The sequence below is a fragment of the Moritella viscosa genome, assembly GCF_900120065.1.
Taxonomy (GTDB): Bacteria; Pseudomonadota; Gammaproteobacteria; order Enterobacterales; family Moritellaceae; genus Moritella; species Moritella viscosa.
Genome location: NZ_FPLG01000055.1, coordinates 14,804 through 37,527, shown reverse-complemented (window position 1 = coordinate 37,527; position 22,724 = coordinate 14,804). Strand labels below are relative to the sequence as shown.

The 22,724-nt window shown below is 40.9% G+C and carries 20 protein-coding genes; 12 read left to right on the top strand and 8 right to left on the bottom strand.

The window, feature by feature from the left end:
• The first annotated feature begins 165 nt into the window (after positions 1-165).
• Entirely contained in the window at positions 166-1,353 is a 1,188-nt protein-coding gene (metC, locus tag BT797_RS09835; RefSeq protein WP_045111645.1) for a cystathionine beta-lyase, read from the top strand.
• A 150-nt stretch (positions 1,354-1,503) separates the two neighbouring features.
• Here metC and BT797_RS09830 read toward each other — a convergent pair whose 3' ends face one another.
• From BT797_RS09830 to BT797_RS09815, 4 genes are all read right to left on the bottom strand, one after another.
• Positions 1,504-2,100 carry a lipopolysaccharide kinase InaA family protein gene (locus tag BT797_RS09830; RefSeq protein WP_045111644.1) on the bottom strand — a complete coding sequence of 199 codons (597 nt, stop codon included), beginning with the start codon at positions 2,098-2,100 and terminating at the stop codon, positions 1,504-1,506.
• A 371-nt stretch (positions 2,101-2,471) separates the two neighbouring features.
• On the bottom strand, positions 2,472-3,482 hold the full coding sequence (gene cobD / locus BT797_RS09825) for a threonine-phosphate decarboxylase CobD (protein ID WP_045111643.1): 1,011 nt from the start codon (positions 3,480-3,482) through the stop codon (positions 2,472-2,474).
• A gap of 93 nt (positions 3,483-3,575) precedes the next feature.
• Positions 3,576-4,526: an adenosylcobinamide-phosphate synthase CbiB gene (cbiB, locus tag BT797_RS09820; RefSeq protein WP_075471900.1), complete on the bottom strand. Its 951-nt coding sequence runs from the start codon at positions 4,524-4,526 to the stop codon at positions 3,576-3,578.
• A gap of 8 nt (positions 4,527-4,534) precedes the next feature.
• Positions 4,535-5,128 (bottom strand): histidine phosphatase family protein, encoded by a 594-nt coding sequence (locus BT797_RS09815; protein WP_052678386.1) that lies wholly within the window; start codon positions 5,126-5,128, stop codon positions 4,535-4,537.
• A gap of 432 nt (positions 5,129-5,560) precedes the next feature.
• Between BT797_RS09815 and BT797_RS09810 the strand changes: the two genes are divergently transcribed.
• The 11 genes from BT797_RS09810 (at position 5,561) to cobM (ending at position 16,311) form a co-directional block, all read left to right on the top strand.
• Positions 5,561-7,300, top strand: a complete 1,740-nt coding sequence (locus tag BT797_RS09810) for an ATP-binding protein (protein WP_075471894.1) — start codon at positions 5,561-5,563, stop codon at positions 7,298-7,300.
• 62 nt (positions 7,301-7,362) lie between these two features.
• Positions 7,363-8,679 (top strand): cobyrinic acid a,c-diamide synthase CobB, encoded by a 1,317-nt coding sequence (locus BT797_RS09805; protein WP_045111641.1) that lies wholly within the window; start codon positions 7,363-7,365, stop codon positions 8,677-8,679.
• A 4-nt stretch (positions 8,680-8,683) separates the two neighbouring features.
• Complete coding sequence (locus tag BT797_RS09800) at positions 8,684-9,370, top strand: urease accessory protein (protein ID WP_075471892.1); 687 nt, start codon at positions 8,684-8,686, stop codon at positions 9,368-9,370.
• Positions 9,371-9,374: 4 nt separating this feature from the next.
• Positions 9,375-10,472, top strand: coding sequence for a cobalt-precorrin-5B (C(1))-methyltransferase (locus BT797_RS09795; RefSeq protein ID WP_045111639.1), 1,098 nt, complete (start codon positions 9,375-9,377; stop codon positions 10,470-10,472).
• Positions 10,473-10,477: 5 nt separating this feature from the next.
• On the top strand, positions 10,478-11,260 hold the full coding sequence (locus tag BT797_RS09790; protein ID WP_045111638.1) for a precorrin-6A/cobalt-precorrin-6A reductase: 783 nt from the start codon (positions 10,478-10,480) through the stop codon (positions 11,258-11,260).
• 46 nt (positions 11,261-11,306) lie between these two features.
• Positions 11,307-11,948: a precorrin-8X methylmutase gene (locus tag BT797_RS09785; RefSeq protein WP_045111637.1), complete on the top strand. Its 642-nt coding sequence runs from the start codon at positions 11,307-11,309 to the stop codon at positions 11,946-11,948.
• Entirely contained in the window at positions 11,949-13,268 is a 1,320-nt protein-coding gene (locus tag BT797_RS09780; RefSeq protein ID WP_045111636.1) for a bifunctional cobalt-precorrin-7 (C(5))-methyltransferase/cobalt-precorrin-6B (C(15))-methyltransferase, read from the top strand.
• Entirely contained in the window at positions 13,261-13,986 is a 726-nt protein-coding gene (cobI, locus tag BT797_RS09775; RefSeq protein ID WP_045111635.1) for a precorrin-2 C(20)-methyltransferase, read from the top strand. The genes BT797_RS09780 and cobI overlap by 8 nt, the downstream gene beginning before the upstream one ends.
• Positions 13,987-13,988: 2 nt before the next feature.
• Positions 13,989-14,780 carry a cobalamin biosynthesis protein gene (locus tag BT797_RS09770; RefSeq protein WP_045111634.1) on the top strand — a complete coding sequence of 264 codons (792 nt, stop codon included), beginning with the start codon at positions 13,989-13,991 and terminating at the stop codon, positions 14,778-14,780.
• On the top strand, positions 14,777-15,553 hold the full coding sequence (gene cobJ / locus BT797_RS09765; protein WP_075471890.1) for a precorrin-3B C(17)-methyltransferase: 777 nt from the start codon (positions 14,777-14,779) through the stop codon (positions 15,551-15,553). The genes BT797_RS09770 and cobJ overlap by 4 nt, the downstream gene beginning before the upstream one ends.
• On the top strand, positions 15,550-16,311 hold the full coding sequence (gene cobM, locus BT797_RS09760; RefSeq protein ID WP_045111632.1) for a precorrin-4 C(11)-methyltransferase: 762 nt from the start codon (positions 15,550-15,552) through the stop codon (positions 16,309-16,311). The genes cobJ and cobM overlap by 4 nt, the downstream gene beginning before the upstream one ends.
• An 85-nt stretch (positions 16,312-16,396) precedes the next feature.
• Here cobM and BT797_RS09755 read toward each other — a convergent pair whose 3' ends face one another.
• From BT797_RS09755 to BT797_RS09740, 4 genes are all read right to left on the bottom strand, one after another.
• Positions 16,397-17,704 (bottom strand): HlyD family type I secretion periplasmic adaptor subunit, encoded by a 1,308-nt coding sequence (locus tag BT797_RS09755; protein WP_045111631.1) that lies wholly within the window; start codon positions 17,702-17,704, stop codon positions 16,397-16,399.
• A complete protein-coding gene (locus BT797_RS09750; RefSeq protein WP_075471888.1) occupies positions 17,697-19,442 on the bottom strand; it encodes a type I secretion system permease/ATPase in 1,746 nt (581 codons plus the stop codon). Before BT797_RS09750 ends, BT797_RS09755 begins: the two co-directional genes overlap by 8 nt.
• Before the next feature lie 156 nt (positions 19,443-19,598).
• Positions 19,599-20,204, bottom strand: a complete 606-nt coding sequence (locus BT797_RS09745; protein WP_052678384.1) for a heme acquisition protein HasA — start codon at positions 20,202-20,204, stop codon at positions 19,599-19,601.
• An 80-nt stretch (positions 20,205-20,284) separates the two neighbouring features.
• Positions 20,285-22,687 carry a TonB-dependent receptor domain-containing protein gene (locus tag BT797_RS09740; protein ID WP_045111629.1) on the bottom strand — a complete coding sequence of 801 codons (2,403 nt, stop codon included), beginning with the start codon at positions 22,685-22,687 and terminating at the stop codon, positions 20,285-20,287.
• Positions 22,688-22,724: the final 37 nt, after the last annotated feature.

Below are 22,724 nucleotides of genomic sequence, written 5' to 3'. Positions count from 1 at the left end.
TACGATTAAACCCCAGTTTGATTTTCTTTGGAAAATTGGGCCGGGGTTTTGTTTTTATCCTGCCACAACTAATATTATTTATTGCCTGTCACTCTATCTTTCGCTAATGTGTTTTTATAGATAGTCATTTTATAAAAATACGAATGAGCAGGGAAAGACATTAATATGAGTTCAAATAAATTAGCTACGCAGCTTGTCTCGGCAGGACGCGATAAAAAATTCTCACACGGTGCAGTGAACCCCGTTGTTCAGCGCGCATCATCAATTGTATTTGACTCAGTTAAAGCGAAAAAAGCAGCAACAGCAAAACGTGCTGACGGTGAGTTATTTTACGGTCGCCGTGGTACGCAAACTCACTTCTCATTACAACAAGCTATGACTGAGCTTGAAGGTGGCGAAGGTTGTGCCCTTTATCCTTGTGGCGCAGCTGCTGTCACTAACTCTATTTTGTCATTTGTGAGCGCTGGAGATCATATTTTAATGACGAGTGCTGCCTATGAACCAACGCAAGATTTTTGTAATGTCATGTTAGCTAAAATGAACGTAGCGACAACATATTATGACCCTATGTTAGGCGAAGGTATTGTAGGATTAATGCAGGCGAATACCAGCGTGGTATTTCTAGAGTCACCAAGTTCAATTACCATGGAAGTACAAGATATTCCGGCAATTGTAAAAGCGGTTCGTGCGGTAAATCCAGAGGTTATTATCATGATAGATAATACTTGGGCGGCAGGCGTGTTATTCAAAGCCTTTGAACATGATATTGATATTTCAATTCAAGCTGGCACCAAATATATTATTGGTCATTCTGATTACATGTTAGGTACAGCCGTTGCGAATGAACGTTGCTGGGCACAATTACGTGAACAGTCATACTTAATGGGTCAAATGGTTGATGCTGATACAGCGTACATGGCGAGCCGTGGTTTACGTACTATGGGTATTCGTTTAAAGCAGCATGAAGCGGCAAGTATTAAAGTGGCGAATTGGTTAAGCACCCGTCCAGAAGTCGAACGTGTTAATCACCCTGCATTACCAAGTTGTAAAGGGCATGAGTTTTACAAGCGTGATTTTAAGGGTTGTAATGGTTTATTCTCATTCATTCTTAAAGAGCAACTGAGCAAAGAACAGCTAGCTAACTACTTAGATAACTTTGCCCATTTCAGCATGGCGTATTCGTGGGGCGGTTATGAGTCATTAATCTTAGCTAACCAAGCTTCTGAACTTAACCGTATTCGTCCTGCTGGCAATGTCGATTTCACTGGTACATTGGTACGTTTACATATCGGTTTGGAAGATGTTGAAGATCTTATTGCTGATTTAGACGCGGGTTTTTCTCGATTAAAATAAAGCGCTCTTGTAAAACGCCTGCTTAATTACGCCATTATTGTATAGAGCCTATTAAACACAAAGGTTAGAATCCGCATAACGGATAAATATTACTGGGTAATATTTATCCGTTATCGCAATAGAATCTTTTAACATTGGATAGAACCAATATTAAAAGTAAGATATTCTTCTTAATGTTGGATCTATCCAATAAATATCTAACGTTTCAGTATCTACTAGCACATTACTTAAGTGGAAATCGTAAAAATGAATTCCTTTATTTGACATTTTTCTATAGTCACAATATATATTTTCTAACAATATAGTTTTATTTTCTTCAGACTCATCTCGCAACATATACTCTTTAGCGGTGACTTGATTATGAATTCTTTCGTAAATTATGGCCCCTGAATATTTGCGTATGTTGGTAATGAAAAAACCTGCACCATAAACCTTAGGTGTATTAATACCAATTTTATGAAGTTTTTTAATATTCCTAAATTCTCTAATTGTTTTAATGTTTAGGAATAAGCGCTCTGCAATAATTTCACGAAAAAAAAACTTTAATTTACTATTCGTATTACCATATTTAGTAGTCGTTATTTTCATAAATAAATTTTTTTCTTCGTTTGTTTTAATAATGGAAGAAAATTGAACTTTTTCAGATAGATGTAGATCAATAGTTTTAATATTTAAAGGCATGGTTTTTTTGTTATTTAAAATAAAACATTTTTCTTTGATACCATCAATGGTTATATCTGTAATCATGACTATCTCGATGTTGGGCTAGAAAATATAACTAAATTTCATAAAGAAAGTGAGGATAACAGATATTTTTTGATACAATAGAGGTTGTGCCTATACAAAGCACATTCAACTTAATATAAAGAATATAAAGGGTATAACGTATATAATTGAAATAGTTTCAGCGTAAAACCCTACTTTAAAACATTGAGGTGGCCTTAAATATTAAACGTTACAGCTTATAAATTAAAAACTTAATTTTTTACTGATCTGGTGAGCTTGAGTTTCAGGTTAATAGCCGTAAATAATGATATTAATAGATGTTTGGTTCTTTTGATAAATATTAAATAAGCTTAAACCTATTTTCTTTCCATTCACTTGTAACAACCATGGCCTCAGAATAATTGCTGAAGTACCTTGGTTAGTCTTATTAATCCACTTTCGTCTGGTATCCCAAATCGTAGCGCATTTTTCTCATCACATAAGCGTACATAGACTCCTTGCTGGCACAGTAATGTATATATATCCTGAGCGTTATCTAGCTGCACTGTTTTAAATAATGCAGAGCCTGCAATAGGACAATCAAAAGTCGTCATTAATAATTGTTCGAGTGCGGTGGATAAGGTGGTTAGGCTTAATGATTGCTGTTGCTGCCATTGCGTATCTAGCAAGGCTATTTCGGTAATATATTGTGCTGGCCCATTGACTTCCCACGGACTGGATAATTGTGCCAATGCTTGCAACCACTGCGGATGTGCACTTAAAAACCCCAAGCGGATCCCTGCTAAACCAAAAAATTTACCCACTGAGCGTAATACCAATAGGTGCGGATTATTTGTGTGCACGATAATCGACTGACTTGGTTTTACTACATCCATAAAGGCTTCATCAAGGATTAGCCAGCCTTTTAGCGTTTGAATGTTATCGAGTAATGCCAGTAACGTATTACGGGAGAGCAGTTCTCCCGTCGGGTTATTAGGGTTGATCACCACGACAATACAGTTTGCAGTTAATTGCTCTGTTGTTGGTAAATCAACATATTGTTGAATAGTAAAACCTTGTTCACGCCATGCTCTTTCATGTTCTTTATAACCGACTTGCGGTAACCATACCGTTATTTTACCTGTACTATGTTCAGCTACGTGTTGTTTAAATATGCTGGGTAGTTGCTTTATCACGGCCTGACTGCCACTGGTTGCAACAATATTGTTAGTACTATAATAGTGTCTGGCAGCGAGAATGAGTGATTGGCTCGGTTGTGGTAGCTGTTGCCAAATATACGTTGGAATTGCTGGTATTGGATAACTAGATGGACTAATACCTGTGGAGAGATCTAGCCAGTCGTTAATGGATCTGGCGTATTGTTGTGCAACTTGTTGCAGTTGCCCTCCGTGGACTAATGTCATCTATAATTCCTTGTTTACAATTTGTTAAATATTATCTATTTGAACAAGAGTGATTGCGTTGTTAAATATAATCAATGATATAAGAGTAACCAGTTACATATGAGTAATCAGGCTAATGAAGAAATAGCTGATGATAAAGATAATCGCTGCATTACGCACTAAGTGTAAACTGGGTTCTATATCTGCAGTATTTACCTGCGGGCCTTGGCCTAGGGTGACAGATTCAATTATTTTTCCATGATAAATTCCTTGTCCACCCAATGAAATATTTAATACGGTAGCCCCTGTTGCCATTGCCCAACCACCATTTAAACTTTTATATTGTCGACCTTGGCATAAGCCGTTACGTAGCGCGTTGAACATGCTGGTATGGCGAGTCAATAAAGCCTGAGTTGCATACAGTAAACTCGATATTTTCGCGGTTGGCCAACCGAGTAAATCATCCATTCTAGCAGCACACCAACCAAAATATAAAAACTGTGGATTCTTATAACCCCACATGGCATCAAGTGTGTTCACCAATCGGTGTAGGATAACTAAGGGGGCACCGCCAATGGCAAACCAAACTAATGATGCGATGACCGCATCATGGCCATTTTCTAATACGGATTCAGTGGTCGCTCGTGCAATTTCTTGTTCGGTTAGATTGCTGGTATCTCGGCTTACTATGTATGAGCAAAAATGCCGAGCTTGTTGAATATCCCCATTGTTCAAGGGAACAGCTATCTGTTTGGCATGCTTAACCAGACTATTATAACCAATGGCAGAATAAACAATAACAGCGTCTAAACACCAGAATAGGAACGTATCTTGATGCAATAGGTAATATCCCAAGGGTAGGGGAAGGGTGAGTAAAGCCCAGCTAAAGGTGCCTAATAATCTGGCTTGCCAAGGTTTATTACTTTTATTGTTACTCTTTTTATTTAACAAACGCTCTAACTTGTTGGTGATATTACCAAAGCCTACCAAGGGGTGATAACGATGTGGTTCACCCAGTAAAATATCCAGTATAAATGCTGCAGCAAGTATCAAGCTGACGCTCATATAATCATTCATGCTTGCAATATATCGCTAATAGAAAAAGACTGTTCGAGATGATCAAACTCTGTGGTAGATACACAACAATTCGCGTACAGCGGCAGTTCATCATTAGCGGAGTTTTGATTAACCTGCTCTAAGAAACAACGTAAAATATCGCCGTGGGTCATGATCAAAATTGCTTGTTGTGGATAGGTTTCGGCAATTTCAATTAACGCATTTTTAAAACGTCGCGCACAATCTTCGCCAGTTTCCCCATTGGGTGGTGCATCTGCGGTCACCTGCAAGAATATATTATTGTAATCGGAATGTGTGTTGACGTCAGTAATGAGTGATCCTTGCCAATCACCGAAGTGTCGTTCGATAAGTGCTGGGTGTTGTTGCAGCGGCAGAGCAAGTGTTTGATTAATGATATTGGCGGTCAACTCCGCCCGTGGTAGTGGGGAGCTAATAATACGATCTATTACTGGTGTTTCTAATAGCTGGGCGAGGCTTTTAGCTTGTATTAGGCCTGTTTTTGTCAGGGGGCTGTCTAGCTGCCCTTGGAGTTTTTGTAATTTATTCCATTGAGTTTCACCATGACGGGCGAGAAAAAATAACGTTTTCATGATTAATTAGACAACATATTTCGAGATATAATAAGTCATAATTTTATCATGATAGTGAAACTCTGAACAATCATCAGATTCGGGTTTGAAGTTTTGAATCGTGAGTTCCTTTAATTACGGCCTTTAAATTCACCATTAGTCTTTCTTTTGGTGTTTAATGCTGTAAATGTTAATTATCTTGTTGATAGTGGATGAGTTTATATCGTTAGCTAACGGGGGGCTTGCTTGCTTGTTAGCTACTATAATAGTATTATTTTGCGGCTATATGAGGCTTATATAAGTGTAGTTTTACGAGCATATTATCATGACAGTTAGTACTTTTTAGCCCTTTAAAACAGTATTTTATTTTATTCATCATCTGCACAATGACGTGCCTATGCTTTTTATGCCAACATTAGTGACGCTAAATAAGAGAAAGGTTAAATATTTTTGATGTCCCGAGTTAATTTTCCATTTACGGCCGTGTCGGGTCAGTCACTGTTTAAGACAGCACTGATCCTTGCGGCGATTAATCCCGGTATTGGCGGGGTATTAGTGAATGGCCCGCGCGGATCTGCTAAATCTACGTTAGCCCGTGGTTTTGCAGATATATTACCGAGTGAATTACAAAACCTTGTTAACTTACCTCTATCCGCGACAGAAGAGATGTTGGTGGGAACACTGGATTTGCAGTCGGTACTAAGCGAACAAAAAGTTAACTTCAAACCCGGTATTCTTGCCAAGGCTCATCAGGGTATTGTGTATGTTGATGAAGTTAATTTATTGGCTGACTCGCTGGTGGATCTATTATTAGACGTATCAGCCAGTGGTATTAATTATATTGAGCGTGATGGGATCAGCCATCAACATGAATCCCGCTTTATATTGTTAGGCACAATGAACCCTGAAGAAGGGGAATTACGTGCCCAGTTGTTAGATCGATTTGGTTTATCTGTCGAGTTATCTGCACAGTACAGTATTAACGAACGGGTTGAAATTGTTTGTTTACGTGAAGATTTTGATAAAGCTCCAAACGCGTTCATAGCTAAGTATGCAGACCAACAGCAGCAGTTACAACAAGATATTGCTAACGCACAGGCTTCACTGGGGCAAGTTAGTTGTTCTATGGCATTACGCCAGTTTATTGCTCAGCGTTGTCATGAGGCGCATGTTGATGGCCTACGTGCGGATATAGTTTGGTTTAAAACTGCACTTGCTCATGCGGCTTGGCAAGGTCATTCCGAAGTAACGAAAACTGATATTCTTGCTGTTGAAGACTTGGTGTTAAATCACCGTCGTAATACTGGTTCATCGCAATCCCCTCCGCCACCTAATAATAATCAAAATAAGCAACAACCATCAACCCCACCACCATTTTCTCGTCCTGATTCATCATCCTCGCGGCCATCGTCTTTACCAGAACAGACTGGAACGAATACGCAGCAGCAAAGTGAAAATAGCGAGTGGGGAAGTATGCCTGCGGTTTCTCAGCCGATGGCAAACACTCAGGTTGTAGAGCTTTCGGTTAAAGCGCTAGACGCTAAAAAAAAACTAATAGATAAACTTATTTTAACATCAAAAAGTCATAACGGTGCAGTGTTGGGTGGGCAAAAGATCAGTCAGAGAATAACCCATTCACCTGACTGGTTTGCTACTTTAGTTTCGTCATTAGGACGTTGGCCGCCAGCGGGTTTACGCTTTAAAAAAGCCAAAATGGGCCAGCCAATACTGCATATGATCTTGTTGGATACCTCGGGTTCAACATTAAAAAATCTGCAATTATCTCGTGCAAAAGCGGTCATTATGCACATTGCAGAGCAGGCTTATAAGCAACGTGAGTTATTGTGTATTTTTGGCTTTGGTAACGATGTAATTGAAACGGTTATGCCAAAACAAAAAGCGCCGAAATATATTCAGCAGTGGCTTGATGGTATTACTGCTGGTGGCGGAACGCCAATCAGAGAAATGTTAACGCAAGTGCGTACCTATCAAGTCAATAGCCAGAAACAACAAGGCGCTTTAGCCTTTCGTAATTATGTACTGACTGATGGGCGCATTAACCAAGATGTTGATGATCTTAAATTAGCGGGTCATACCTTGTTGATAGATACTGAAGACAGTACTATTAAACGGGGCCGTGGATCTGAAATTGCCCAGCAGCTCGATTGTGAATATTTAGTACTACCGGCTTAAATTTAGCTTAAATAAATAGCTGTATTTCCTAACATAACCACTTGTTGTAAGAGTTATTATCAATGACCAGAGTTCTTTGTCCTGCACTAATATTAGCGGCACCTTCGTCTAGCCAAGGTAAAACCACGATCACTGCCGCATTGGCCTCAATGCTGTCAAAGCAAGGTAAAATTGTGCGCGTATTTAAAGTGGGTCCTGATTATCTCGATCCACAAATACTACGGCAGGCATCTGGACAACCAGTCGAACCGTTAGATTTATGGATGGGGGGCACTGAATATTGCCAGCAAAAAATGTATGAAGCGGCGCTGGTGGCCGATATTATTTTAATCGAAGGGGCGATGGGAATTTTTGATGGTGATCCATCAAGTGCCGATCTTGCTGCGCATTTTGGTATTCCGATTGCGATTGTGATGGACGTAAAAGGTATGGCGCAAACGGCTGCGGCAATCGCTGTGGGTTTGGCTAATTTCCGCGATGATTTTAATGTGGCCGGACTGATTGCCAATAATTGTGGCAGTGAACGCCATGCGCAATTGATCCGTGATGCTCTGCCTGCAAGCTTACCTTTACTTGGTACATTAAAACGCACAGATACCATCACTTTACCCGAGCGACATCTCGGCTTGGTGCAAGCTGAAGAAATCCAAGCAGAATTGAAACAAAAATTAGCCGCTGGGATCGATTGGATTGAAGCGTCAGACTTAAAGCATATTCTTGACGTGATAAAGCCGGTTGAGTTTCATCCTGTTACTGAGGGTAAATTATTACCAATAGCGCCAGTATTGACCGGAAAAATAATTGCTATCGCGAAAGATACTGCGTTTAGCTTTATCTATGATGCTAATTTACGCTTGCTAACTGATCTGGGTGCGAGCTATGTATTTTTCTCACCTATGCATGATGACGTGATGCCGGAAGCTGATGCGTTGTGGTTACCGGGCGGTTATCCAGAACTGCATGTAGATAAATTGACAAGTAACTTATCTATGTTGCAATCGATTCGTAACTTTGCGCAAACTGACAAAGCGATTTTGGCTGAATGTGGTGGATTTTTATATTGCCTTGAGTCGTTAGGCGACTTACAGGATAATTCATTTACTATGTTGGGGTTACTGAAAGGTAAAGGTCAAATGCGTGAACGTGGTGGTTGTCAAGGAATGCAAACGGCACCATTACCGGAAGGTGATATTCGTGGTCACTCTCATCATCGTTCATTGAGTTTTGATACGCCAGAGCCAATTGCGACCGGTCGTCGTCCTAAACATCCGGCGCCGGGTGAGTCTATTTATCGCGTTGGTAATATCACCGCGAGTTATTTACATTTATTCTTCCCATCCAATCCACAGGCTATCGCAGCACTTTTTAAGGAGCTTTAGACTTATGTTAATTGAACAGTTACCGATTATTTTATTGGGTTTTACCTTAGGTATGATGCATGCGTTGGATGCAGATCATGTGATGGCTGTTTCCGGTTTAAGTAATCAGAAACCCAGCCTACGTCGTACGGTATTGTTCAGTGCGAACTGGGCGATTGGTCATGGCGGTGTATTGGTTATAAGTGGTTTGCTGTTATTTGGTCTTGGTATTGCATTACCAGAAGCACTCATTCATGTCGCAGAGATGAGTGTTGGCGTATTACTTATTGTGTTAGGTTTATATTCATTTTGGCAATTTAGACAACAAAAAATAGTGATGACTAAACACTGTCATGGAGATGTAGAGCATAGTCATTGGCACAATGATGAGCATGGTAAAGAAGCTGAACAAGCGGCTACCAAAGATGGTCATTTACCTGTGATGGTTGGCGTTTTACATGGTTTAGCGGGGAGTGCTCCTGCATTGGCGTTGATCCCAGCTATCGGACAAACTGAATTATCTGTGGTTATCGGTTATTTACTGATGTTCTCGGTTGGCGTTATGTTATCTATGATGGCGTTTGGTTTAGGTCTTGGCTCACTGCAAGGGTTATTAAAACAGCGGTATGACATGTTATTTTATTGGAGTCGTCGCGTGATCGCCTTAGCTTCAACTTTGTTAGGCTGTTTCTGGTTGTATCAGGCGGTTTAATCTTATGTGGCCAGAAAGTGAAGAAAATAAACAACCACTGAGAACCGGCCTTACTACAGGGTGTTGTGCTACAGCTTGTTGTGTTGCTGCAGCAGACCATTTATTTAGCAGAATAACCACGGATACAGTCAATGTGACACTGCCGAAAGGTAAGGTCGTTGATCTTAGTATTATTCAATACCATTTTTTGTCCCCCTTGAGTACGCGTGCTGATGTGATCAAAGATGCGGGTGATGATCCTGATGTGACGCACGGTGCGACAGTATTTGTTGAGTTAACGCTAACGTCACAATCAGGCATTGTATTTAAAGCTGCTAAAGGTGTTGGCATCGTGACTCGTGAAGGACTTGCTCTGGCTGTGGGTGAACCGGCAATTAATCCGGTGCCACGCCAAATGATGACTGAACACTTGCAATTTATGGCGGCTGAACACGATTATAAAGGTGGCTTTGAAGTAGCGGTCGGTGTTGAAAATGGCGAACAGATCGCATTGAAAACCATGAATGGGCGTTTGGGCATTGTTGGTGGTTTATCTATTTTAGGTGTGTCTGGTATTGTTCGCCCTTTTTCCTGTTCTGCGTATATAGCGTCTATTTTTCAAGGAATGGATGTCGCAACAACGAATGGTTACACCCATATTGCAGCATCTACAGGGAATCGCAGTGAAGATGCAATCAAAGGCTATTATAAGTTGCCTGATATCGCGTTAATTGAGATGGGCGACTTTGTTGGTGCTGTAATAAAGCACATCAAAAAAGTGCCCGTGAGTAAACTGAGCATTTGTGGTGGTTTTGGTAAAATAAGTAAATTAGCCATGGGTAAATGGAACCTGCACAGTAAGGTTTCTTCCATTGATTTACCTTTTTTGGCAGAGCTTGCCCAGCAGCAAGGTGCGAGTCCTGAGTTGATGACAATGATGGTCAATTCAAATACTTCGATTGAAGCGTTAAACCATTGTTATACTCATAAAATTGATTTGGCCACAGCTGTGTGTCAGGCTGCATTCATGCAAGTCAGCAGTAAAATACCGGCACATACAGAATTAGAAATATGGGTTATTAACCGACAGGGAGATTTGATTGGCTTTGCTGATCATCATTAATCAGGATGAAATTATTATTACTCGGTGGTACTGCCGATGGCCGAAAACTGGCAATACAATTACACGCCAGTCATATACCACTGATTTATAGCGTCGCGGGACTCGTGCGTGTACCGAATGTCGGATGTGAAATAGTCAGCGGTGGTTTTAGTCAGTTTGGCGGATTACAGCATTATATTCGAGAACAAAATATTACTGCAATTTTAGATGTGACCCATCCTTATGCGCAGAAGATGAGTAGCACTGCTGCACAGATTGCTAAAGATTGTGATATTCCTTATTGGCGTTTTCATCGACTACAATGGGAGAATGATTACGATGATAACTGGCTGTCATTCACGACTTGGCCGCAATTATTAACCTTGTTACAAGAACAAGTTTCATTCGCGTCGGAACAGGCCTGTCAGCTACGTCCGTTCTTTACTGTTGGGCAGTTGGAACCGCAATTATTGACCTTATTATCCGACTCTTCTTTGGCCTCATTACCACAATTGGTGCGCACGGCAGTTGAACCTAAAGCGACATTATTACCTGCAATGCAGTGGATAAAAGCTATTGGCCCTTTTGCTGTTGATGATGAAATTACCTTGTTTGAACATTATGGTATCAATGCGCTGATCACGAAAAACAGTGGTGGTGATTCGACTATCGCAAAGTTAACCGCAGCTCGAATATTGGGAATACCGGTATTTATGCAAACACGACCAAGCTTACCGCCAGCGGATGTTGAATTTATAAGCCGAGACGAATGTCATGCGTTTGTCTGTCAGCAATTTTTAACCGATTAATTTATAACTTGGTTTAACCAACTAACAAAAGCAGTAGCAGCATTATATGGATTATAATTACGAAGTTAGACCACAGGAAATTGAGCAAGAAAGCTTTCGCCAAATCCGCCAATTAACCGCATTAGACCATTTAACCAAAGAGCAGCAACAAGTTGTTATGCGTATTGTGCACAGTGTTGGTATGCCAGAGGTAAGTGAGCAAGTTCATTTTAGCCGTAATGCTTGCACAAGTGGCATCGAAGCTATTAATGCACAAGCGCCTATTCTATGTGATGTAGAAATGGTGCGTCACGGTATTACCAAGCGCATGATCTCGCAACCACCGCTTTGCTATCTTAATGATCCGCGTGTTCCTCCTTTAGCAAAACAAAAAGGTGAAACTCGTACCATGGCTGCGTTAGACTTTTGGCAACAAGATCTGGCTAACAGCATTGTCCTCATCGGTAATGCTCCAACTGCATTGTTTAGATTATTAGAAATGATTGCCAATGGTGCGCCAAAACCGGCATTGATTATTGGCATGCCTGTGGGGTTTGTTGGTGCCGCAGAATCTAAACAAGCATTATGGGATGCCCATGAAGCATTGGGGATTGAATGCATTACGCTGCTCGGTCGTCAGGGCGGTAGTGCGGTCACCTCTGCGACTTTAAATGCCTTGTTACGTTGCGTAAATGGCGAATGGTATTAAATGATGCAAGATAGTGATAAGGCAAGTCGCCGAGTCTGTATTGATGTGGTTGGTTTGGGTGTGGCAGAGCATGCATTATTAACACCCGCAACACAAAAAGCGATACAGCAAGCTGAGGTGATTATAGGTTCTGACCGTCAATTAGCCGTTATTAGTCAATTGCTAACGCGTCATATCGACCATAAGCAGACATCTTATTCTCAACCTAAACAAGTGCTGTTACCGCCTTTATCTCAGCTGTTTGAGCTATTGGATTCATGTCAGCAACAGCGTGTGGTGATATTAGCCTCGGGTGACCCATTACATTATGGTATTGGTCGTTGGTTACTGACTAAATTTGGTAAAGAAAATTTACAGTTTCATGCTGGTATTTCGAGTATTCAGGCGGCTTGTCACGCATTAGGTTTAGCACTGCAAGATGTTGAAGTATTAAGTTTACACGGACGAGCTCTTGCTAAAATTCGTACCCGTCTTAAAACTAAACAAACCTTAGTGATACTGACAGATAAGCACAGTCAGCCTCAGCATTTAGCCCAAGAATGTATGAATGCGGGGTTTGCACAGTCGGTTATCTGGGTGTGTGAATTATTGGGTTATGCCCAACAGCGTATTCGCGCGTTTACAGTCGCGCAGTTAATTGCAGCACCGGACTTAAGCTTTGACCCATTACATGTATCTGTGGTTGAACCGCTTGGCGCTGGTGGCGTATTGCCTAATTTTCCCGGTATTGAAGATCACTGTTTTGTGACCGACCGGGAAGCGGGCAAGGGCATGATCACCAAGCGTGAAGTACGTTTGCAGCTCTTGTCACTGATGCAACCTGCTAAAGGCGATGTTATTTGGGATATCGGTGCGGGCTGTGGTGGGGTTGCGGTTGAGTTGGCCTATTGGCAGCAAGACGCGAAAGTGTATGCAATTGAGCATCATTCAGCCCGATTAAGATGTTTGGTTGCAAATCAACAGCGCTTTGGTGTGGTGGCTAATTTAGCCATTATTACAGGCCGAGCTCCCGCTGAATTAGCTGCATTACCAATAGCGAATAAAATATTTATTGGTGGCAGTGATGGTGAGTTAGCGTCGGTATTAGCCCTAAGTTGGCAGCAATTACCCGTTGGTGGCGTATTGGTTGCTAGTGCGGTAACTGAAACGACCAAATACCAATTACAGCATTTTGCTCAGCAGTTGCCTGATGAGCAAACGGAAACTTTGCAAGTCGCTATTAGCAAGGGCACTAAATTAGCGGGTCAGTTAATGTATAAACCGAATCTTCCCGTGACCTTATTTAAATTTACCAAATATGAAGAAGCAGATAATGAATAATAACCAGCCAGGTAAATTAATTGGTGTTGGCGTTGGTCCAGGTGATCCAGAGCTGATGACGTTAAAAGCCTTTCGTTTACTGCAGAAAGTAGACGTGATCTGTTATTTAACCAATAACGATAATATCTCGCAGGCAAAAATGATTGCCAGTGACGCCATAGACGCAAGAAAGTCACCAGCCATTGAGATCGGCATTGTGATGCCTATGAGTAAAGATCGCACTTTGGCTAATCAAGCTTATGATGATGGCGCAGCACGTGTTCAGCAGCAATTAGAGCTGGGTAAAGATGTCGTGTTCATCTGTGAAGGTGATCCGTTATTCTTTGGTTCATTTAGTTATTTGCTAGAGCGCTTAGAAGCACAATTTGTTTGTGAAGTGGTACCTGGTATTACATCTATTAATGCGGCTTCATCAGCATTAGTTAGTCCTCTGACGGCATTAACAGATTCTTTTGCCGTAGTGAGTGGCCGTCATAGCGATGAATTTTTGCGTCAAACTTTAAGCGAGCATAACAGTGTGGTAATTATGAAGGCTGGTCAATCTCGTCCGCGTATTTTAGCTGCATTGGCAGCAACAGGACGGATGCAAGATGCTAGCTATTTAGAATATATTAGCCGTGAGCAACAGATTATCGAGAACGACGTGACTAAGTTGGCGCATGAAGCGGGGCCGTATTTTTCTTTATTTTTGGTTCGCCATAACGTTGCAACGAGGTAACCATGATCCGTATTGTGGCGTTAACGGACGCGGGTGAAAAACTAGCGAAAAAAATACAGCAAATATTGCCTGAGCAAAGCGAGATTTGGTTTAAACCAAAACCTTTCACATCACTTGTTCAGCAGGCATTTCAAGCTGAAGAACGTCTGATCTTGATCTGTGCGACAGGTATTGCCGTGCGGACATTAGCGCCAGTATTAGTACATAAAAATACAGACCCTGCGGTTTTAGTATTAGATGAAGCGGGTCAGTTTGTGATCCCGTTATTATCGGGCCATGAAGGTGGCGCTAATGACTGGGCTGATAATGTCGCGACCTTGATTGAGGCGCAATTAGTGATGACTACCGCTAATCCTTATCTAGCACCTATATACAGTGTTGGTATGGGCTGTGAACGACATTGTTCCGTGGAAAAATTGCATGAGTTACTGATGGCTTGTTTAGCACAAGCTAACTTGACTCTAGCGCAAATTAGTCACATTAATAGCATTGATATTAAAGCCGATGAAGTCGGTTTAATTGCATTAGCAAAACAGATTAATAAACCCTTTCTTACTTGGGACAAACACCAATTACGAGAAATGGAAGATTTATTAAGTACCAAATCTGATTATGTATACAGCGTTGTTGGTGTATATGGAGTCGCAGAATCAGCCGCCTTGTTTGATGTACAGCAAATCACACAACAACAAGGCGAATTAATTTTAACCAAGCAAAAATCAGCGGTAGCTACCTGTGCAATAGCCAGAGCATATCCAAACAAAAATAGCGCTGTTACAAAGGTGATTAAATGAGTAAATTATTTTTAATTGGTACAGGTCCAGGTGATAAAGACTTGGTTGCACCAAAGGCTGTGGCTGCTATTAAAGCCAGTTCAGACTTAGTGGCTTATGGCTTGTATCTGGATTTATTAGGTGATGTTTGTGATGGTAAAACGCATCATGATTTACCGCTTGGGCAAGAAATTGATCGCGCTCGTTTAGCCCTAAATTTAACTGCGAGTGGTAAAGACACTGCGTTAGTATCAAGTGGTGATATTGGTATCTATGCGATGGCGACCTTGGTATTTGAATTATTAGATCGCCAACTACAAGGCTTAGAAGAACACCCTGAGTGGTTAGATGTGGATATTGAAGTCATACCCGGTATTTCGGCAATGCAAGCAGGCGCGAGCCGTGTTGGTGCTATGCTAGGTCATGACTTCTGTACTATCTCGTTATCGGATTTATTAACACCTTGGGAAACTATCGAAAAGCGTATCCATAGCTGTGGTACGGGTGATTTTGTAGTGTCGTTTTATAACCCAAGATCGAAAAAACGTGATTGGCAGATTAATACTGCCCGTGACATTTTATTGCAATACCGCCCAGCAAATACCCCTGTATTATTGGGTCGTCAGCTTACCCGTGAAGACGAAAGTATTACCATGACGACATTAGACAAATTACATTCTGATGATGTTGATATGTTTACTATGGTGACGGTGGGTAATAGCCAGTCTCGTCATATTATTAATGGTCAAAAAGAATGGATTTATACACCGCGAGGATATAATAAAAAAATATGACAGTTTATTTCATCGGTGCAGGACCGGGTGATCCCGAATTGATCACGGTTAAAGGACAGAAGTTAATTAATAACTGTCCTGTTATTTTATATGCTGGTTCACTGGTACCTCGCGCTTTATTTGCAGATGTGGAAGATACAGTAGAGCAAATCATTGATACCGCGCCAATTGCTTTGGATGAGATCATTGAACATATCCGTTTGGCGGATGCAGCTGGTAAAGATGTAGCTCGTGTGCATTCTGGTGACCCCTCTTTGTATGGCGCTATTGGCGAGCAGATTCGCCGCTTAGAGCAATTGGATATTGATTATCAAGTCATACCAGGTGTGACTGCAACAGCTGCGTCGGCGGCTTGGTTAGGTAAAGAGCTAACATTATCGGGTGTATCACAAACTATTATTTTAACCCGTTATGAAGGTAAAACGCCGTTTCCAGAGCGTGAACGTTTACCTGCATTAGCCGCCAGTGGCGCTACATTAGCGATCCATTTAGGCGTAACTAAAATTGCTAAGATTGTCGATGAGCTTATTCCATTCTACGGTGAAAATTGTCCAGTGGCGGTTTGCTACCGTACCTCATGGCCAGATCAGGACAAGGTACTTGGGACGCTAAAAGATATTGTCGAAAAGGTTAGAGCGAAGAAATTTACCTTGACGTCACTTATTCTGGTTGGCCATGTATTAGGGACGGATAAATTTGATGATTCGTATTTATATGATAAAGACCAACCGCATATTTATCGCCCGCCAGTGAAATAATAGCGCTATTTTTTATTGTACTTAGACCAGTTAAGTGAGTCTTAATTGGTTTAAGTACATAAAATTTATCTAAAATTATTAATATTTACCCCTCTGAAAATGTTATATCTAACCGATCATACAAGGGTTTCAAAAGATAATTCATGAGACTACGTTCACCTGTTTTTACAAACATCTGTACCGGCATGCCGGGCTCTATTTTGAGACGTGTTAATTGCTGTTTTGCATCATCGTTGAGTTTCGCTTCTAATTGGTAAAAATATTCTCCAGTATACTGATCACGTAAACTGTCTGCGGCTATTTTAGTTAATACACCAGATACTTTTGGTGTAGTTGATTGACTAAATGCAACAAAGCTCAAATCTACAGGTGCATGAGTAAACACTTTATCTCGCAGTGAAATAGGCAGTTGCGCCTGTATGACGAGTGGCGAGTCGACGGGGACTATCTCCATCAATATATCGCCAGTATTCACAACTTGACCAGCGCGAAATACTTTTAAACCGACGATAGTACCTGCAATAGGGGCCCGTAAAGTGGTATTTTCCAGTTGTAACTGTAGTTGATTACGCTGTTCCTTGAGCACTTCAGCGGCTAATCGAACTTCGGCGAGTTCCTCATTTATTTGCTGTTGCTTATGGGTTTTAAATTGTTCACGGTTTGCTTGTGCTCGGGCAATGTTATGAATAACGGTATTTACTTGCCCCTGTAAATTTGCGATTTCACTGTCGACTTTTGCCAAAGTGCGCTCTGCTTCCCATTTTATGGATTCAGAGGCATAGCCTTTCTTAAGTAATAATTGATAACTTTTAAACTGTTTATTTAAAATGGTACTTTCTTTTTCACGACTTTTAAGGCTTAAAATCAGCCCTTCTTTGGTGGCGATTAAGCTATTAATTTCCTGCTGAAGAGCATCGATAGAATTATTATAATTACCTTGATTACTTAACAGAAGTGTTTGTTGTAGATTCATAATCTCTTGGCCAACTAGAGACTCATTTGCCAGTTGTTGTAATGTTTTTGACCAAATGATTTTATTTGTCGTTTGTTGTTCTGATTCGAGTCTTAACTGCACTGCATTCTTAGTTATATACTGAACCAAATTTGTGTCTAATTTTGAATGTAATTGAGCATCGTCTAACTGAATTAATAGCTGGCCCTGCTGTACAAATTGTCCTTCCTGAACAGGCATTGCTGTTATACGGCCAAGATTTAAAGACTGGATATTTTGTCTGTCACCTGATACAACAACATACGCAGGCAAAGGGACTCCTTGATCTAAAGGTGCAAGTGTTGCCCAGATAATGAAACCTAAAAAACCAAACAATATAATATACCAGCCAGACATTAGCCATTTTTGTATCGTATTGGTGACTGCATTTGAACTATCCATTAGCTTTTTCCTTAGGTAATGCATGTTTAAAGCTAACGCTAATATTAGATGCGGAAGGATAACTGGTTGATAATGACCTCGTTGTTTTTTTAAATAAAGGGTTATCACCAAAGAAGGTTTGTATTCCCTGCTTAAGGTTTAGGGATTTATTGGCAATGGATATTAGGTCTGTATCATGGCTTATCAATATTATTGTAACCTGTTGTTTAGACCACGACTGTAGTATTTGCTTTAGTTCTGCAAGTGCCTGCTTATCTAAACTGGTGTCTGGTTCATCTAATATGATGATTTTAGGGTGTAAATAACATGCTCTTGCGAGTGCTATTTTTTGTTTCTGCCCGCCGGATAGGCCGCGGCCATTTTCACCTAATATTGTTTCATAACCTAAAGGTAGAGACATAATCAGTTCGTGAGCTTTTGCCTCTTGAGCTGCCTTAATCACTGCCTCATCGTTATCATCGGCCATCCGCGAAATATTTGCTCGTATTGAACCTGAAAACAGTTCTGAGTCTTGTGATACATAACCAAGATATTGACTTAGATCTTGTTGGTCCCAGTGTTTAATTTCTGATTTATCCAGATAGATCTTCCCCTGTGCAGCGGGCCAGATATTCAATAGCACTCTGGCAAGCGTTGACTTTCCTGATCCAGAATCACCGCTAACAGCTAAAATATCGCCTGGTTGTAATGCAAAACTAATCCCGCGCAGTGTCGCCACATTAACGCCCGGTGGTGCTGAAACTAATCCAGATACTGTCAGTGTTCCAGTGGGGGCTGGTAACGCAATTTTAGCTTTTTTCAATTCGGTAGTTGAGAGAAGGTTGTTTAGCCTAGCATAAGCATGACGGGCCGATATCCACTGTTTCCATGCCATAATTAATTGATCTACAGGTGCTAATACCCGACCAAGTAGGATGGATGCTGCAATCATCATCCCCGCGGTAATTTGACCTTCAATCACGAGCCAAGCACCGAGACCCAGTACGCCAGATTGGACGATCATGCGCAGACTTTTAGACATGTGTGTAAAGGCGGTAATACGTTTAGAACCGTTGACAAATGATCCGATAAAACTTTCTTGAAAACCGAGCCAGCGGGTTTGTAAATTTTTTCTGATCCCTAGCGCATGGGCACTTTCAACGTGCTGTAGTTGAGTTTGAAATTGGTAATTTGCAGCCATTCCAACCAACATTGCTTTTTCCATATGATTTGCGGCAAGTTTTTCATTGAGATAGGCAAATAATACTAATATTGCTGCACTGCATAATGCAAAATGTCCGAGTAAAGGATGGAAGGAATATAGTACAATGAGGTAGATAGGAAACCAAGGTAGATCAAAAAATGCAGCGGGAGCCTGTCCGGTAATGAACTGGCGTAATGTGCTTAAATCGTCGAGCGCATTGACTTGAGCTTGACTACTGCCAGTGAGCTTCTGCTGAAATACCGCACTGTAAACTCGTGGTGCCGTTTCTTTATCTAATCCGCTACCCAAATAAAGTAATACAATTTGTCTGATATATTCCAACCCCCCGATCAAGAATATTAGTGACATCATTAATATCGTGAGCATCCATAAAGTAAAGGTATTACCCGAAGATAATACGCGGTCATAGATTTGTAGCATATAAATAGAAGGGACTAACATAAGAATATTAGTGACAGCAGTAAAGCAGGCGATATGCGCTAATATTCGCTTTGAGCGTGTCAGATATATTTTTAAAAAACCGTGTTGATTCATAATATCTCAGATAATAAAAGCCAGCTAAACTAGCTGGCTTTGTCATGATATAGTCAAGCTACATCCAGATGCACAATCAGCATAACGCCGAAGATGCCTTCGTTCGGCTTGCCCAACTCGTCTCTGATATAGTATCTTGAAGTAACTTAGTATCAATTAAGCAGCAAGTTCCATTAAATCGACTGTGTCTGCGGCAGCTGCATAGCTCACGGTACCGGCCGTGGTAATTGCGCCATTAAGATCAACGCCTGCCTCACTCATTACCGTTGCGAGTGCTGATGTATCACCGTGCATTAACCCCCAAACGATATTATGCACGTCATTGCTACCGGTAGTTCGGTCAATGATATTGCCGGCATCGTCTATCCCATCATTGATAAATTCAGATAAACCATTAATGCCCAGCATAGAGCTGTCAGTGCTCCATTCTGGACCTGATTTGTCTAATCCAACGCCAAAATCCAGACTGTCTAACTCTCCGTATAGGGTATGGCTAGGGTTAGAGAAAAAGCTATAGGTTATGCTCTCACCATCAGCAGCCGAAGCGACAAAGGCATTATCTGAACCTGATTTATTGGTTTCTAATCCAAATTGAGAACCCGAAAAGGTACCGCCATTAAATGAACCAAATAATGCAAACGGACTAAAAGACATGGTTCCTTCAAGTGAACCAAAATAATCATTCAGGGTATTGTTTTTAATGCCGTCATTATTGAAATCTGTATTAACAAAAGTGTCAGTAAAAGTTAAGTTAAGTGACATGTGTTACTCCTTCCTTATATTACCACCCTGAGACATTCAGGGGGATTTTCATCATTATCAAAATTTTATTTTCGTTTTAATTAAAACTGATATTGAACGCCAACTGCAACACTGCGACCAGGGGCTTGGATCACAGCTCTATATGCACCAAGAGCACTGCTGTATTGTTGATCCGTGAGGTTACGGCCATATAAGCTAATGGCAAGTGATTCAACAGGCGTATATTTTAGGGTTAAATCCCATAGGGTATAACCTATGCCTGAAGTTTCATTGAGGAGTCGTTCTTCTTTAGGTTTGATGTCTAAGAGATTATCTCTATCGAAAAGTCTCCGCATGGTGATTCTGGCGTCCAGAGTTCTGTTTAATAAACGAGTACCTAAATAAGCGGTTAACTTATCTTGACTAGGGAAAGGTGAGTAGAATGTACGACCACATGGTGCTTGTGGAATTGTTCCTTGCGTATTTGGTAGTACGTGCGGGTTATAACACTGATCACCCTCATCAACATCAATGACAGAGCCAGCTAAACCACCATAAATAAAGCCAGCATCATAATTAATGGCTAATTCAGATCCTTTTATTTTCACTGGATCGGTTCTATTCACAAACGCTTGTGTTGTGGTCGCTGCAACATCATTAGTTATCACGCCTAAATGCATAACCATATAATCGTCAATTTTGGTACGGTAATGAGACAGTGCGAATGTTAAGGCATCATCTTGTGTTAACACTTGCTTAAAGTTAAATTTTAAACCCAGATCAAGGTTTGTAGAGGTTTCAGCTTTAAGTTCTGTACTTGGAATAAGAACGGCTGCAAATAAACCTGAAACTGGCGTTCCTCCTGCTAAAAGGGTTTCTGTTAAACTTGGTGGCCGCCAACCTTTGCCATAATTAGATGTTATTTCCATAAAATCAAAAGGACGTAATGATAGACCAAACGTAGGAGAAACGCCTGTATCTGTGTTGTCAACCGTGAACGTTTCATCTATACCGGTAGGGTTTATCTCCCCCATTTTTGTGTTTACACGAGCATCACCCTGTAAATTGTATCTGTCGTAGCGAACACCGGCAAATAAAGATAACCATTCTTGATAATCAAGGCGAGTATCTAAGTATATACTTGCTAATGCACGACGACCGTCTGGTGTGGACGCGATACCTGATGCTGCACCGTCGGGTCCGTTGATTTCCCGTGGTTTGGTTGTATCACGCAGACCTTCAAAACCATAATTAGCACTAAAGAGGGTATCACCAAAATCAATAAAGGATTGGTTATTAACAATTACGCCATAAGTTTCTGTTTCAAAGGTCGATGTTTGGGCTGAGCAGCGTTTAGCAGTCATAAAGTAATACCCATCAGGATTTGATAGACACATTCCTTGCCCCATCTGAGTAATATTCGATGATTTGGGGAAGAATTCATCCAATTTAGTATTTGATCTATACACCTTAGCATTCAGATTCAACCACGGACTATCTGATTTAAAACTGTAATCAAGGCTAATATTTTCATTAGTTATTTGAGAATTACCTTGTAAAACCCAGTAATGCAATTTTTCATCTACACGATCCGCAATATAATTGACGTTATTAAATTCAGATTCTGTTTTAATATAACTGAGCTTAAGGCTTTGCTGTTCAGTAATATTCCAGCGTATTTTACCCAATATAGAGTCTATTGAGTAGCCTGTTTTATAGGTATCAAGGAGATGTTCTGGCACTGCAAATTCTGTTGGAATCCTGCGCTTCAATACGCGGTCAACTGCCCCCGGCCTTATCATGCTTTTGCCTTTTGTTCCCATCCGGTAATCACCGGTTTTGGTTTTGGTAATAGCACCCATGACAGCGACGTTATCTGTTATATTGTAACCTGCGGTTAAGCTTGATTTTACTTTGTTGCCGTTTGACCATTTACCAACACCCGTTTCACCACGGATAATAATACCGCCATCATCACCGTCTTTGATCACATCGTCAAAATCAACGGTTCTAAAGTTAACTTGCCCGCCAATAGTCCCCAAACCACCCGCACCCGATGACACTCCTTTATTAATATCAATTGACTGAAGTAGTTCAGGATCAACCATTAAAGACCCGTTTTGATCTTGATAACCACTTTTCTGAAAATTTTGGCGCATATCATCAATATTGGTATTTACGCGACCAAAATCTTGTACTCCTCGCATGTTGACGCTTAGCATCGGGTTGGCATAGCTCATTGGAGTATAAACACTTGTTGCGTCTTGCAGCATTTCTGCCGCATGACGGTGTGAGGTCGCATCCAGCTCTGCTTTGTCGATCGTTATTTTTTTTGTGCCCTGTACATGGTCGATATCTAGCGTATCTGTGACAAGAGTATGTCCTACGCTCGCAGACTCGTCAGCGGTTGATACTGTCGTACTGGCTAACGCTTGTGAAAATATACTGCTAGTGCATAAAGCAGCACTGATGCAGAGCATTAATTTTGATTTATTGTTGTACATGATTGTTGTTAATCCTATATATCCATATTTACCAGCA